This window comes from Burkholderia sp. BCC1638 (assembly GCF_902833195.1).
Taxonomy (GTDB): domain Bacteria; phylum Pseudomonadota; class Gammaproteobacteria; order Burkholderiales; family Burkholderiaceae; genus Burkholderia; species Burkholderia diffusa.
Map to the genome: position 1 here is coordinate 339,132 of NZ_CADFEC010000005.1, position 14,066 is coordinate 353,197.

The 14,066-nt window shown below is 67.4% G+C and carries 11 protein-coding genes; 5 read left to right on the forward strand and 6 right to left on the reverse strand.

The features are described 5' to 3' along the window. Positions 1-103 precede the first annotated feature (103 nt). The 5 genes from HWX22_RS08595 to HWX22_RS08615 all read right to left on the reverse strand — a co-directional run bounded on the left by HWX22_RS08595 (position 104) and on the right by HWX22_RS08615 (position 3,908). Complete coding sequence (locus tag HWX22_RS08595; RefSeq protein ID WP_059529712.1) at positions 104-886, reverse strand: peptidylprolyl isomerase; 783 nt, start codon at positions 884-886, stop codon at positions 104-106. Between the two features lie 18 nt (positions 887-904). Continuing rightward, on the reverse strand, positions 905-1,213 hold the full coding sequence (locus HWX22_RS08600; RefSeq protein ID WP_059529714.1) for a BolA family protein: 309 nt from the start codon (positions 1,211-1,213) through the stop codon (positions 905-907). A gap of 1 nt (position 1,214) precedes the next feature. Beyond that, on the reverse strand, positions 1,215-1,745 hold the full coding sequence (locus tag HWX22_RS08605; RefSeq protein ID WP_011352350.1) for a septation protein A: 531 nt from the start codon (positions 1,743-1,745) through the stop codon (positions 1,215-1,217). 124 nt (positions 1,746-1,869) lie between these two features. Beyond that, positions 1,870-2,301, reverse strand: coding sequence for a peptide-methionine (R)-S-oxide reductase MsrB (msrB, locus tag HWX22_RS08610; RefSeq protein ID WP_059529717.1), 432 nt, complete (start codon positions 2,299-2,301; stop codon positions 1,870-1,872). Between the two features lie 38 nt (positions 2,302-2,339). Then, positions 2,340-3,908, reverse strand: a complete 1,569-nt coding sequence (locus tag HWX22_RS08615; RefSeq protein ID WP_175915398.1) for a protein adenylyltransferase SelO — start codon at positions 3,906-3,908, stop codon at positions 2,340-2,342. 164 nt (positions 3,909-4,072) lie between these two features. Between HWX22_RS08615 and HWX22_RS08620 the strand changes: the two genes are divergently transcribed. The 5 genes from HWX22_RS08620 (at position 4,073) to HWX22_RS08640 (ending at position 11,586) form a co-directional block, all read left to right on the forward strand. Beyond that, the gene (locus tag HWX22_RS08620; protein WP_175908896.1) at positions 4,073-5,716 is read left to right on the forward strand and encodes a 3-(methylthio)propionyl-CoA ligase; all 1,644 of its coding nucleotides are present in this window, start codon (positions 4,073-4,075) and stop codon (positions 5,714-5,716) included. Between the two features lie 181 nt (positions 5,717-5,897). After that, complete coding sequence (locus HWX22_RS08625) at positions 5,898-7,982, forward strand: 3-hydroxyacyl-CoA dehydrogenase NAD-binding domain-containing protein (RefSeq protein ID WP_175915399.1); 2,085 nt, start codon at positions 5,898-5,900, stop codon at positions 7,980-7,982. Positions 7,983-8,025: 43 nt separating this feature from the next. Continuing rightward, positions 8,026-8,658: a bifunctional nicotinamidase/pyrazinamidase gene (gene pncA / locus HWX22_RS08630; protein ID WP_059698553.1), complete on the forward strand. Its 633-nt coding sequence runs from the start codon at positions 8,026-8,028 to the stop codon at positions 8,656-8,658. A gap of 51 nt (positions 8,659-8,709) precedes the next feature. Continuing rightward, positions 8,710-9,888: an acetyl-CoA C-acyltransferase gene (locus HWX22_RS08635; protein ID WP_175915400.1), complete on the forward strand. Its 1,179-nt coding sequence runs from the start codon at positions 8,710-8,712 to the stop codon at positions 9,886-9,888. A 297-nt stretch (positions 9,889-10,185) separates the two neighbouring features. Then, the gene (locus HWX22_RS08640) at positions 10,186-11,586 is read left to right on the forward strand and encodes a sensor domain-containing diguanylate cyclase (RefSeq protein WP_175915401.1); all 1,401 of its coding nucleotides are present in this window, start codon (positions 10,186-10,188) and stop codon (positions 11,584-11,586) included. 145 nt (positions 11,587-11,731) lie between these two features. On the opposite strand, the gene HWX22_RS08645 is transcribed toward HWX22_RS08640, so the two are convergent. Next, positions 11,732-13,873, reverse strand: a complete 2,142-nt coding sequence (locus tag HWX22_RS08645; RefSeq protein WP_175915411.1) for a hypothetical protein — start codon at positions 13,871-13,873, stop codon at positions 11,732-11,734. Between the last annotated feature and the right edge of the window lie 193 nt (positions 13,874-14,066).

Sequence of the window (14,066 nt, forward strand, 5' to 3'; positions counted from 1 at the left end):
TTTCTTTGCGCGGCCGCCGCGAGGGCTGGCCGACCACAGGCATGCGTGAAAAAGAAAAGGCCGCTCCGGGGAGCGGCCTTTGCGTGGGCGATCGTCGCCGACGTTACTGGATCTTCGCCTGCTGGCGCAGGCCTTCCTCGAACGCCTGCAGCTTCTGCTGCACGAGCTGTTGCGCGATCTGCGCCTTCACCTGGTCGAACGGCGGCGGGGCGATGTCGCGGACGTCGTCGACACGGATGATGTGCCAGCCGAACTGCGTCTTCACCGGCGCGTCGGTCATCTGGCCTTTCTGGAGCTTCTGCGCGGCGGCCGCGAATTCCGGCACGTACGCCTTCGGATCGGACCAGTCGAGGTCGCCGCCGTTCTTGCCCGAGCCCGGATCCTTCGAGTACTGCTTGGCCAGATCCTCGAACTTCGCGCCGGCCTTGATCTTCGCGATCAGATCCTTCGCCTGCTGCTCGCTGTCGACGAGGATGTGGTGCAGGTGATACTCGCGGTTGCCGCCGGCGCCCTTCACGAGATCGTCGTAGCGCGCCTTCACTTCCGCATCGGTCGGCTGGTTCTTCTTCAGGAAGCTCTCGATCATCGAGCGCAGCACGACGGTCTGTTGCGCGACGGCGACCTGCGCCTTCACGTCCGGACGGTTCGGAATGCCTTCGCGGATCGCTTCCTGCATCAGGATTTCGCGGTTCACGAGTTCCTGGCGCACGGCTTGTTGCAGCTGCGGGCTGTCGGTCTGGCCTTGCTGGACGAGCTGCGCGACCATCGCATCGGCGCGCGACTTCGGAATCGGCGTGCCGTTGACGACGGCGATGTTCTGGGCGAATGCCGGTGCCGCTGCGAATGCAGCCGCCGCGACCCACAGGCGGGGGGATTTCAGGATCATCGGGAATTCCTGTTGAGACTAGATTGAAGATTCGTTGAATTCTTCGGGCGTATAAGCCACGATCGCGAGCGCGTGAATGCCGCGCTGCATCGCATCAGCGAGCGCATCATACACCAGCCGGTGCCGCGCGACGCGCGGCTTGCCCGCGAAGGCGGCCGACACGATCGTCACCGTGTAGTGGCCGCCGGCGGCCGCGCCGGCGTGGCCCGCGTGCTGCGCGCTGTCGTCGCGCACCGCGAGCGACAGCGGCGCGAGCGCTGCGCTCAGGCGCGCTTCGATCAGCGCGATGCGTTCGTCGGGAGAGGCGGCGAGAAAGGCGTCGGTCATGTCATTCGTCCTTCAGGTACTTCGTGAGCCACAGGCTCTGCAGGATGATGAACACGACCATCGCGCCCGTCGTGCCGAACAGCTTGAAGTTCACCCACTGCGATTCGGTGAAGTTGTGCACCACGTACAGGTTCGCGACGCCGAGCACCGCGAAGAACAGCGCCCACGCGACGTTCAGCTTGTCCCACACGGGGTGCGGCAGCGTGAGCTGCTTGCCCATCATCTTCTCGATCAGGTTGTTGCCGAACGCATAGCGTGCGGCGAGCAGCCCGATCGCAAACAGCCAGTACAGCACAGTCGGTTTCCATTGAATGAATTTCTCGTCATGCAGGACGAGAGTGGCGCCACCGAAGACGACGATCACGCCGAGACTGACCCACAGCATCGTGTCGACTTTCCGGTGTCGGAAGGCCACCCACGCGACCTGGGCCAGTGTCGCGACGATCGCGACGGCGGTGGCGGTGAAGATGCCCCAAACCTTGAAGGCGGCGAAAAACAGGATGATGGGAAACAGATCGAACAGGAATTTCATGGCGCTCGCAGCTGCGTGAAAGGCCGCATCGCGCGGCCTTTCACCGTTGTGGGGACCCGCCAGGCGCCACCGTCCGGGATCGGGGCAGCCGGGCAGGCTGTCCGACCGATCCGTCCGGTGCCGCTCATTCGTTTTCGGGTCGGGACTCGAAGTTTAACGCAGCCGAATTGATGCAGTACCGCAAACCGGTCTTGTCGCGCGGTCCGTCCTCGAACACGTGGCCGAGATGCGCGCCGCAATGATTGCAGCGGACCTCGACGCGCACCATGCCGTGCGAGCGGTCGATCTTCTCGTCGATCACCTCGCCGTTGAGCGGCTTGAAGTAGCTGGGCCAGCCGCAGCCCGAATGGAACTTGGCGCCGGATTCGAACAGTGGCGTGCTGCAGACGACGCATTTGTAGATGCCGGCGTCCTCGGTGTCGGTGTATTCGCCGGTGAAGGCGCGCTCGGTCGCCGCATGCTGCGTGACCTCGTACTGCATCGGCGTGAGCCGGCGGCGCAGTTCGGCGTCGTCCTTCTGGTACGGGAAGGTCTTGTCGTCGGAATCGTGTGACATGTGGGTGTTCTCCTGATCGGTCGGTCGGGTCGTGCGGGTCACGACGAGCAGCTCACTTCGAGCGACCCGGCCCAGTCGGGCGGCAATGCCGCATACGTTTCGTGTTCCGGTTGTTCGTCGAATGGCCGGCGCAGCACCTGCGCGAGTCGCTCGACTTCGGAAAAATCCTTTTCCTTCGCGCGTCGGATCGCGACTTCGGCCAAATGGTTGCGCAGCACGTATTTCGGATTCACGCGATTCATCGCGGCCGTGCGGGCCGCGTCGTCGCGCGTTTCCTCGGACAGCCGTGCGCGATAGAGGTTCGCCCACGCGTCGAATGCGTCGCGATCGATGAACAGATCGCGCACCGGCGCGTCGCGGCTCGCGTCGTGCTTCGACAGCTGCGCGAGCCGGCGGAACGTCAACGTGAAGTCCGCATGGCTCGCGTGCATCGTTTCGAGCAGCTTGTTCGCGAGCTCGGCGTCGTTCTCGCGCTCGAGCTCGAGGCCGAGCTTCGCGCGCATCGCGCGTTCGAGCGCGGGGCCGAAGCGTTCGGGAAACTTCGCGAGCACGGCCTGCGCGTCGTCGACCGCGCGCTCGGCGCGCGCATCGTCGTCGGCGATCCCGTGCTGCAGCCCGATCAGCGGCAGCAGCGCCTGCGCGAGGCAGTAGCAGTTCCAGTGCGCGATGCGCGGCTGCATCCGGTACGCGTAGCGGCCGCTCGTGTCGGAGTGGTTGCAGATGTGGTTCGCGTCGAACGCGTCGACGAAGCCGAATGGGCCGTAGTCGATCGTCACGCCGAGGATCGACATGTTGTCGGTGTTCATCACGCCGTGGCAGAAGCCGACCGCCTGCCACTGCGCGACGAGGTCGGCCGTGCGCAGCATTGCGGCTTCGAGCAGCGCGAGGTACGGATCGTCGGCGTCGCGGCATGCGGGATAGAAGCGGTCGATCACGTGATCGGCGAGCTGGCGCAGCAGGTCCGGGCGATCGTTCGAGAAGAAATGCTCGAAGTGGCCGAAGCGCACGAAGCTCTCCGAAACACGCGTGACGACAGCCGACGTCTCGATCTCCTCGCGCACCACCGGCTGGTCGGAGCCGATCACCGTGAGCGCGCGGGTGGTCGGGATGCCGAGGTGATGCATGGCTTCAGAGCACAGGAATTCGCGGATCGACGAGCGCAGCACCGCGCGGCCGTCGCCCATCCGCGAATACGGCGTGCGGCCGCCGCCCTTGATCTGCAGTTCGTAGCGCTGGCCGTCCGCGCCGGGGAGTTCGCCGATCGTCAGCGCGCGGCCGTCGCCGAGCTGGCCGGCCCACACGCCGAACTGGTGACCGGAATACACCGACGCATACGGCATCGCGCTCGCCGGCCAGTCGCGCGTCGGGTTGCCGGCGAACAGCTCGGCGAACCCGGGCTGCTGGCCGAGCGACACCGGCAGCCCGAGCAGGTTCGCGACTTCGTCGGAAAAGCCGACGACGTACGGCGCGGGCAGCGGCGCGGCCGGCAGCCGCGTATGAAACGCGTCGCCGAGCGTGACGAACGCGCCGGTGGCCGGTGCGCCGAGCGTCGCGGCGAGGTCGGGGAGAGTGTCAGCCGTATCGGCTGCGCTTCGGGAAAACGACATGTTGAGCGCCTCTGGGTAAGCCGATATTGTAAGGCGGCGCCGCGCCGCCCGCATGGCGGCCCGCGCGCCTTGCGTCAGGCCTGTCCGGGCCGTGGACAGGCTGCAAGCTGGCGCACCGTTTCGAGGCTGGTCACCGATTCGCGTCCTTCCGGGAGAACAAGACGATGGGTAAGCCGTTGCTGGGCCAGATGATGGACATGCCGTTGCTGGTGTCGTCGCTGATCGCGCACGCCGCGCGTCATGCGGGCGACACGGAGATCGTGTCGAGGCGCGTGGAAGGCGACCTGCATCGCTACACGTACCGCGACTGCGAGCAGCGCGCGAAACGGCTCGCGCAGGCGCTCGCGCGGCTCGGCGTCGAATCGGGCGACCGCGTCGGCACGCTGGCCTGGAACGGCTACCGGCATCTGGAGGCGTATTACGGGATCGGCGGGATGGGTGCCGTGTGCCATACGATCAACCCGCGTCTCTTTCCCGAGCAGATCGCCTACATCGTCAATCACGCGGAAGACCGCTACGTCTGCTTCGACATCAATTTCGCGCCGCTCATCGACGTGATCGCGCCGCAATGTCCGCACGTGAAAGGCTGGATCGCGATGACCGACGCCGCGCATCTGCCGTCCGGCGCGACGCCGTTCCTCTGCTACGAAACGCTCGTCGACGCCGAGGACGGCCGCTACGACTGGCCGCGTCTCGACGAATTGCAGGCGTCCGGCCTGTGCTACACGTCGGGCACGACCGGCAACCCGAAGGGCGTGCTGTATTCGCATCGCTCGACGGTGCTGCACGCATACGGCGCCGCGCTGCCCGACGCGATGAACCTGTCGGCGCTCGACGCCGTGCTGCCCGTCGTGCCGATGTTCCACGTGAACGCGTGGGGGCTGCCGTATGCGGTGCCGCTCACGGGCGGCAAGCTCGTGCTGCCCGGCAAGGATCTCGACGGCAAGTCGCTGTACGAACTGATGGAGGCTGAACGCGTGACGTTTTCCGCGGGCGTGCCAACCGTGTGGCTCGGGCTGCTGAACTACATGCGCGAGGCCGGCGTGCGTTTCTCGACGCTGAACCGCACGGTGATCGGCGGCTCCGCGTGCCCGCCCGCGATGCTGCGCACGTTCGAGGACGAATACGGCGTGCGCGTGATCCACGCGTGGGGGATGACCGAGCTGTCGCCGCTCGGCACGCTCGCGACGCTGAACTGGGCGCAGTCGCAGCGGCCGCTCGACGCGCAGCGCCGGTTGCTGGAAAAGCAGGGTCGCGTGATCTGCGGTGTCGACATGCGGATCGTCGGCGACGACGGCAACGAATTGCCGTGGGACGGCGTCGCGTTCGGCGAACTGCAGGTGCGCGGGCCCTGGGTGATCGATCGCTACTTCGGGAGCGATACGTCGCCGCTGTCGGACGGCTGGTTCCCGACCGGCGACGTCGCGACGATCGACCCCGACGGCTTCCTGCAGATCACCGACCGCAGCAAGGACGTGATCAAGTCCGGCGGCGAATGGATCAGCTCGATCGACATCGAGAACGTCGCGATCGCGCACCCGGGTGTCGCCGAAGCCGCCTGCATCGCGTGCGCGCACCCGAAATGGACCGAGCGTCCGCTGCTCGTCGTGGTGCCGCGCGAAGGGGCGAACCTGACGCGCGACGCGCTGCTCGCGTTTTACGAGGGCAAGGTCGCGAAGTGGTGGGTGCCCGACGACGTCGTGTTCGTCGAATCGCTGCCGCACACCGCGACCGGCAAGCTGCAGAAGCTGAAGCTGCGCGAGACGTTCCGCAACTACGTGCTGCCGACGGCGGTCGGCGAGCCGTAAGCCGCGGCCGGCGACGGCCCGCCGCGCGGTCTCCCGATCCGGCCCCGGATCGGGAAAAAATCAAATTGAACGACCGTGCTTTTTCGTTGTATGCTGCCTCCGTTCGATCCGGACATGCGGCCGTTCGACCGCGCACAATGAAGCGCAGCCACCCCGGCGCGCGATGCATGGAGGCAGGCAGATGGCAGTGGATTACTCGACTCGCGACGGCGTGGCCGTCATCACGCTCAACAATCCGCCCGTCAACGGGCTCGGCCTGTCGACACGCCAGGGCGTCATGGACGCGCTCGATCGCGCCGCGCAGGATCCGTCGGTCACGGCGATCGTGCTGACCGGCGCGGGCCGCGCGTTCTCGGGCGGCGCCGACATCACCGAATTCAATACCCCGAAGGCCCTGCAGGAGCCGACGCTGCACACCGTGATCCGCGCGGTGGAGGCGAGCGCGAAACCGGTCGTCGCGGCGCTGCACAGCGTCGTGATGGGCGGCGGCCTGGAACTCGCGCTCGGCGCGCACTATCGCGTCGCGGCGCCCGGCGCGCAGGTCGCGCTGCCGGAGGTGAAGCTCGGCCTGCTGCCGGGCGCGGGCGGCACGCAACGCCTGCCGCGTGCGGTGGGTCTCGAAACCGCGCTGAACATGATCGTGTCGGGCGCGCCGGTGCCGTCGGAGCAGCTCGCGACGAGCGGGCTGTTCGACGAGATGGCCGACGGCGACCTGCTCGACGCGGCCGTCGCGTTCGCGCGCAAGGTCAGCGCGCGGCAGGGGCCGCATCCGCGCGTGCGCGATCGCAGGATCGTCCACGAGAATGCGGCGGGCTTCATCCAGTTCGCGCGCAATTCCGCACGGGCCGCCGCGCCGAACTTCCCCGCGCCGCACAAGTGCATCGACGCGATCGAGGCCGGCGTGCTGAACGGTTTCGACAAGGGCAGCGTCGCCGAGCGCGACGGTTTCGTCGCGCTGATGATGACGCCGGAAAGCCGCGCGCTGCGCCATGCATTCTTCGGCGAGCGCGCGGCGAGCAAGATTCCCGACGTGCCGGCCGATACGCCGGTGCGCGAGATCCGCCGCGTCGGCGTGATCGGCGCGGGCACGATGGGCGGCGGGATCGCGATGAACTTCATCAACGCGGGCCTGCCCGTCACGCTGCTGGAGACGAAGCAGGACGCGCTCGACCGCGGGCTGGCCACGATCCGCAAGAACTACGACGCGCAGGTGAAGAAGGGCAAGCTCACGCAGCAGAAGCTCGACGCGCGCATGGCGCTGATCACGCCGACGCTGTCCTACGACGACCTGAAGGATGCGGACCTGATCATCGAGGCCGTGTTCGAGGAACTCGGCGTGAAGGCGCAGGTGTTCGGCCAGCTCGATGCGGTGGCGAAGCCCGGTGCGATTCTCGCGTCGAACACGTCGACGCTCGACGTCGACAAGATCGCCGCGTTCACGAAGCGGCCGCAGGACGTGGTCGGCATGCACTTCTTCAGCCCGGCGAACGTGATGAAGCTGCTCGAGGTGGTGCGCGGCGCGCAGACCGCGAAGGACGTGCTCGCCACCGTGATGGCGGTGGCGAAGAAGATCCGCAAGACGGCGGTCGTGTCGGGCGTGTGCGACGGCTTCATCGGCAACCGGATGATCGAGCAGTACATCCGCCAGGCACTCTTCATGCTCGAGGAAGGCGCGCTGCCCGCGCAGGTCGATCGCGCGATCGAGAAGTTCGGTTTCGCGATGGGCCCGTTCCGGATGAGCGACCTCGCCGGCAACGACATCGGCTGGGCGATCCGCAAGCGCCGCTATGTCGAGCAGCCCGATCTGCATTACTCGAAGATCGCCGACCGCCTGTGCGAACAGGGCCGCTTCGGCCAGAAGACGGGCGGCGGCTGGTACGACTACGTGCCGGGCGAGCGCAAGGCGAAGCCGTCGGCGCTCGTCGACGAGATGGTCGTCGCGTATTCGAAGGAGCGCGGCGTGGAGCGGCGCAAGATCGGCGACGACGAGATCGTCGAGCGGCTCGTGTTCGCGCTCGTCAACGAAGGCGCGAAGATTCTCGAGGAGAAGATCGCGTCGAAGGCGTCCGACATCGACATGGTCTATCTGACCGGCTACGGCTTCCCGCTGTGGCGTGGCGGCCCGATGCTGTATGCGGACATGGTCGGCCTCTACAACGTCGAGCGCGCGATCCGCCGCTATGCGGCCGCGCCGAACGGCGATGCGTGGCAGCTCGCGCCGTCGATCGTCGAACTGGCGAAGGCCGGACGTGGGTTCAACGGCTGACGCCGGGCGTGACGGCGCGACCGGGCTTGCAAGGAGAAACGCAATGAAACGCACTGACGACGTGTTGCTCGTGATCGACGTGCAGTACGACTTCATGCCGGGCGGCGCACTCGCGGTGCCGGACGGCGACGCGGTCGTACCGGTGATCAACGCGCTCGCGCGACGCTTCGACCAGGTCGTGCTGACGCAGGACTGGCACCCGCGCGACCACGTGTCGTTCGCGGCGAATCATCCGGGGCGCGAGCCGTTCTCGACGCTCGCGCTGCCGTACGGCGAGCAGGTGCTGTGGCCCGTGCATTGCGTGCAGGACACCGAAGGCGCGGCGCTGCATCGCGACCTCGACATCCCGCATGCGAGGCTCGTGATCCGCAAGGGCGGCGACGCGCAGGTCGACAGCTATTCCGCGTTCGTCGAAGCCGACCGCACGACGCGCACGGGGCTCGCCGGCTATCTGCGCGAGCTCGGCGCGAAGCGCGTGTGGTGCTGCGGGCTCGCGACCGACTATTGCGTCGCGTGGTCCGCGCTCGATGCGCGCGCGGCCGGCTTCGAGGCCGCCGTGATCAACGATGCGTGCCGTGCGATCGACCTGAACGGGTCGCTCGCGCACGCATGGCAACAGATGCAGGCGGCGGGCGTCGCACATGTGACGTCCGCGGGCGCGCGCCCGACGGCGTAGCGCATTCCCATCCCCGATTCAGGACATGAAGCAGGACCGAAGGAGACTCGCATGACCGAAGCCGTAATCGTATCGACCGCACGCACGCCGCTCGCGAAATCGTGGCGTGGCGCATTCAACATGACGCACGGCGCGACGCTCGGCGGCCACGTGGTCGCGGCCGCGCTCGAGCGCGCGAAGCTCGACCCCGCGCGCATTGAGGACGTGATCATGGGCTGCGCGAACCCCGAAGGCGCGACCGGCGCGAACATCGCGCGGCAGATCGCGCTGCGCGCCGGGCTGCCGGTAAGCGTGCCGGGGATGACGGTGAACCGATTCTGCTCGTCCGGGCTGCAGACCATCGCGCTCGCCGCGCAACGGATCATCGCGGGCGAGGGCGACGTGTATGTCGCGGGCGGCGTCGAATCGATCTCGTGCGTGCAGAACGAGATGAACCGGCACATGATCCAGGAGGGCTGGCTCGTCGAGCACAAGCCCGAGATCTACTGGAACATGCTTCAGACGGCTGAGAACGTCGCGAAGCGCTACGGAATCTCGAAGGAGCGGCAGGACGAGTATGGCGTGCGGTCGCAACTGCGGGCCGCGGCCGCGCAGGAAGCCGGGCGCTTCAACGACGAGATCGTGCCGATCACCATACGCGCGGGCATCGCCGACAAGGCGACGGGCCGGCTGTTCACGCAGGACGTGACGGTGTCGGCCGACGAAGGCATCCGGCCCGACACGACGCTCGACGGCGTCTCGAAGATCCGTTCGGCCGTGCCGGGCGGCGTGATCACCGCGGGCAACGCGAGCCAGTTCTCGGACGGCGCGTCGGCGTGCGTGGTGATGAACGCGGATGTCGCACAGCGCGAAGGGCTGCAGCCGCTCGGCGTGTTCCGCGGTTTCGCGGTCGCCGGTTGCGAGCCGGACGAAATGGGCATCGGCCCGGTGTTCGCGGTGCCCAGGCTGCTGAAGCAGGCGGGGCTGAAGGTCGACGACATCGGCCTGTGGGAACTGAACGAAGCGTTCGCGGTGCAGGTGCTGTACTGCCGCGATACGCTCGGGATTCCTGACGACCGCCTGAACGTGAACGGCGGCGCGATCGCGGTCGGCCATCCGTACGGCGTGTCCGGTGCGCGCCTGACGGGCCATGCGCTGATCGAAGGCAAGCGGCGCGGCGTGAAATACGTGGTCGTCACGATGTGCATCGGCGGCGGGCAGGGCGCCGCCGGCCTGTTCGAAATCGTCTGATTTTTTGCATGCCGGCCGACGGCCGCCGCTTGCGCCGACGCAAGCCGCGGCCGTCGAATGCGATTCGAAAGGATCGGGAAGCAAACGGTGCCGGTTCGATGCTGCCGTTTCCCCTTACTTGTCAAACGAATTGCCGCACCTATACTTGCTCTGACATTTGCCTTTCGGCGGGATGGGGCAACGCGTGCATCGCACCGACGCACGTGATGCGTTTCCGGTAGCCGGCGCAGTCGATGCATCGCGCGTGTCCGGCACCGTGAACGTTCGAACCACGCAGCAGACCGAACGGGGACCGAATTGAGCACGACCTATGCAGCCGGGGAACCGCCGCGCGTCGTCAGCGCGGCCGCGAGGCTCTATGCGAAATGCCTGCTGGTCGGCTTCGCATTGCTGCCAGCCTATCTGATCGCCTACCTGTGGTTCTTCAGCGACCCGCACGTCGTGTTCGAGAGCCACGCCTTCCATGAAATCGCGATCGCGGCCGCGACCCTCGAGGGCGCATTCGTCACCTACGTGACCTGGGTGTGCTACCGGTCGTCCGGCGAGCCGCTGTTGCGCTGGCTGACACTCGGCTTTCTGGGCTTCGCGATGATCTATGCGATGCACGGCCTGTTCACCGGGATGGCGCATCACAACATCTGGCTGTTCCTGCTGTACGGGCCCGCATCGCGCCTCGTGATGTCGATCCTGCTGCTGACGGGGCTGCTGTCGTATTCGCAGCCGCCCGATCGGTTCGAGAAGCGTACGCGCGCGCGAACGTGGCTGCCGTGGATCGTGTTGTTCCTGGTCGTCGACGTGGCGGTCGCATACATCGCGTATTCGCCGGTCGCGGGCGCGCTGGGCACGCGACTGTCGATGGAAGGCGGCGCGCTGGTGTTTTCGCTGCTCAACGTCGGCGTGCTGCTCGCGCGGCGCATCCGTTCGCCGCTGATGGTGATCTACGGCGTGTCGATCATGGCGTTCGCGCTGTCGTCGCTCGCGTTCATCCTCGGCAAGCCCTGGAACCACATGTGGTGGCTCGCGCATGCGATCTTCGCGGGCGGGTTCTTCCTGCTCAGCTACGGCGTCGTGCAGGCGCTGCAGACGACGCGCTCGTTCTCGGCGATCTACAGCCAGGAAGACCTGATGAGCCGGCTGTCGGAATCGATGGCGCGCACCGAGAGTGCGTTGCAGGAGTTGCGGCGCACGAACCAGAAGCTCGAATACATGGCCGCGACCGATCCGATGACGGGGGCGTCGAACCGCCGCCAGTTCATCGCGCAGGTCGAGCGCGAGATCGTGCGCGCGGAGCGCGACGGCACGCCGTTTTGCCTGCTCGCGCTCGATCTCGACAACTTCAAGAACATCAACGACGCGTACGGGCACCAGATCGGCGACGAGGTGCTGCGCGGCGTCGTGCGCCAGTGTCTCGAGGCGATTCGTCCGGCCGGTGCGCTCGCGCGGGTCGGCGGCGAGGAATTCATGGCGCTGTTGCCCGAGATGCCGCTCGAAGGCGCGCGCATGACGGCCGAGCGCGTGCGCTCGTCGATCGCGAGTTCGCCGTTCGGGCTGGATTTCAAGCGCGTGCAGGTGACGGTCAGCGTCGGCGTCGCGCAGTACGGTGTCGACGGGAGCACGGTCGATGCGTTGTTGCGGGCGGTCGATGAACGGCTGTACCAGGCGAAGCGCGACGGGCGCAATCGCGTGGTCGCGCACTGACGAGCGGCCGTCGCGCATTCGGCGACGTGGCGCGCGCGGCCGCAACATGATGGCGCGACGCGAGGCAGGTTCGTCTCGCACGCACCCTGAATGAAGCCCCGCACGAGCGTGAGCGTGCGGGGCTTTCGTTTTACTGGCGCATCGGCTAACGCGACGCGATGGCCGCCGCCCGCTCCGGCTGCGCGTCCTGCATCCGCTGCGACGCCTGCCACCAGTACTTGCCCGCGCGCAGTTGCGGATCGCGGATCGCGAGATACGTCGTGCTCCACAGCTGCGCCGCGTTGGCCTCGGTTGCATCCGCGCTGCGGGTGCCGAATGCATCGGTCTGGTACCGGCCGTTCATGTACGACCAGGTCCACATTTCCGACGTGCGCATGTCGCGTCCGTTCGAGATCACCTGCCAGATCGTCTGCCGAGCCTGCGTCAGCAGCGTGCGCGTCGTGTCCGACAGATCCTGGCGCGCGAGCTGGCGGTCGAGCCCGGCGACCCACATCGCCTGCTGCCACGACCAGATCACCGTGCCGTGATACGCGGAACTCGTGAATTTGGGCCACAGCGCCTGGTTCGCATACGTGGGGTTCGCGATCAGCATCCCGACGTCGGTGACGAGCCCGGTCGGGAACGGCCGCGTGACGTCGGCGACGATCCGCTGAAGCTGGTCGTCCGGCGGCGTGCCGAACAGCAGCGCGAAGCCGCCGTCGGAATTCATCACCGGGATCGGCGTGCCTTGCTGGTCGAGCGACAGCGCGTAGAACATCAGCGGCGCGCTCGGCGCGGCGCCGGCCGGCACACCGGCAGACGGCGCATAGGCCGATATGTCGGTCGCTGCCTGCGCGGCCGGCACGCTCACCTGGAACAGTGGCGGCGCCTGCTGCTCCCAGGTCGCCGCTTCGGTCGATGTGTTCGCGAGCGCTGCGCGTTGCCCGGCGTCCAGGTAAGGATCGAGCAGGCCGCGCGCGAGGAACGCATTCGCCGCGCGCAGCGCGGCCGGCACGAGCACCGCATTCACGTCGTACGGATAGACGCCGCCGCCGAGCCCGTCGGTGCTGTCACGCCAGTTGCCGACGATCTCGCCGGGCCGCAGGTGGATCAGGTTCGCGACCGACGGCTGCTGGGCGAACGGCTGCGCAGTCGCCGCGACGTGCAGCAGGTTGACGACGAGCCGGCTGCCGTTCGTCTGGCCGTCGCTGCCGCGTTGCGCGAGATAGGCGGCCGCGCGCGCCTGGCCGCGCGCGTCGTCGATCAGCCAGGCCGCCGCGATCGGCGCGAGCAGGTAGTCGCTGTCGATCATCTTGTAATCGTAGGTCGGCGTCGCATCGTTCGGCCGGCCGTGCTTCGCGTTGTCGACCAGCGCGAATTCGCCGATGCCTTCCTCGTGCGCGACCTTGCCGTCGTTCGACAGGCGACTCAGCACCGACGTCAGCCCGGCCTCGATCGCCGCGGGCTCGAGCACCGGCATCAGCATGCGCACCGAGATCAGCGTGTCGCGGCCGAAGTACGTGTCGTATTGCCACGAGCCGGCCAGCAGCTTGTCGTGGAAGCTCAGGAATTCGAGCACGTTCTGGCTGACCGGGTCGGGATTCACGGACGGCGCGAGCAGATCCGCGCGCAGGATCGGCGACAGCGGCGTCTCGCCCGACAGCGCGTCGACGTGCAGTTTCAGCGTATGTGCGCCGGCCGCCGCGCGCAGCACGAGCTTGCCGCCCGCGGCCGTCGCGATGCTGCCGCCGTCGCGCAGCGTGATGCGCAGCATTTGGCCGGGCGCGCCGTCGATCCGGTCGCGCTGCCATTGTGCGGCGCTGCCCTGGACCGTCGGGGTAGTGACGATCTCCGGCGGAATCGTCGCGCCGCCGTTGAAGTCGCGCAGGAAGCGCACGTTGCCGAGCAGGCCCTGGCGAATCGTCAGCGTGTCGGTGTCGACCGCCACGTCGGCGCCGATGCCGTACAGCGCGCGACCGCGCGGGTCGGGCGCCGACAGCGCGGACGGCGGCGTGTCGAGACTCCAGTTCACCGGCTGAGCGACGTCGTCGAACCACAGCCCGGTGCCGCTATTGCCGGCCGGAAACACCACGAGCAGACGCGGTTTCGTCGACGAGCGCACCAGCAGGTGCGCGGCGACCTTGTCCTGCCGGTAGAACGCATTGATTTGCCCGCCGGCGTCCATGCGGAACGACAGTGCGGCGCTATTCGACGGCGTACCGCTCGACTGGACGTCGTCGTCGTTGCAGGCGGCGAGCAGGCCCGCGCAGACGAATCCGAGACACAGCGATTTCGTGAAGCGGTGCACGTTCATGACGACCCTCCTGATGCATGTGATTTTTATCGGAATGCTGAATGAGCGGACGGTTTGATCCGGGCGGTTTCAAGGGCGAAGTGCAACACCTCGCGGGTTACTGAACAGGAGCGCGATCCGTGGGGTTAGCCAGAATCTGAGCAAGGATTTCCAGAGGCGTGTGCCAGTTCAGCGTGGCCCGCGGACG

Bases quoted from the DNA above. Each gene is read 5' to 3' on its own strand.
- pncA (WP_059698553.1), top strand. From the start codon at position 8,026: ATGAAACGCACTGACGACGTGTTGCTCGTGATCGACGTGCAGTACGAC.
- HWX22_RS08620 (WP_175908896.1), top strand. From the start codon at position 4,073: ATGGGTAAGCCGTTGCTGGGCCAGATGATGGACATGCCGTTGCTGGTG.
- HWX22_RS08605 (WP_011352350.1), bottom strand. From the start codon at position 1,745: ATGAAATTCCTGTTCGATCTGTTTCCCATCATCCTGTTTTTCGCCGCC.
- HWX22_RS08635 (WP_175915400.1), top strand. From the start codon at position 8,710: ATGACCGAAGCCGTAATCGTATCGACCGCACGCACGCCGCTCGCGAAA.
- HWX22_RS08625 (WP_175915399.1), top strand. From the start codon at position 5,898: ATGGCAGTGGATTACTCGACTCGCGACGGCGTGGCCGTCATCACGCTC.
- HWX22_RS08595 (WP_059529712.1), bottom strand. From the start codon at position 886: ATGATCCTGAAATCCCCCCGCCTGTGGGTCGCGGCGGCTGCATTCGCA.
- HWX22_RS08615 (WP_175915398.1), bottom strand. From the start codon at position 3,908: ATGTCGTTTTCCCGAAGCGCAGCCGATACGGCTGACACTCTCCCCGAC.
- HWX22_RS08600 (WP_059529714.1), bottom strand. From the start codon at position 1,213: ATGACCGACGCCTTTCTCGCCGCCTCTCCCGACGAACGCATCGCGCTG.
- msrB (WP_059529717.1), bottom strand. From the start codon at position 2,301: ATGTCACACGATTCCGACGACAAGACCTTCCCGTACCAGAAGGACGAC.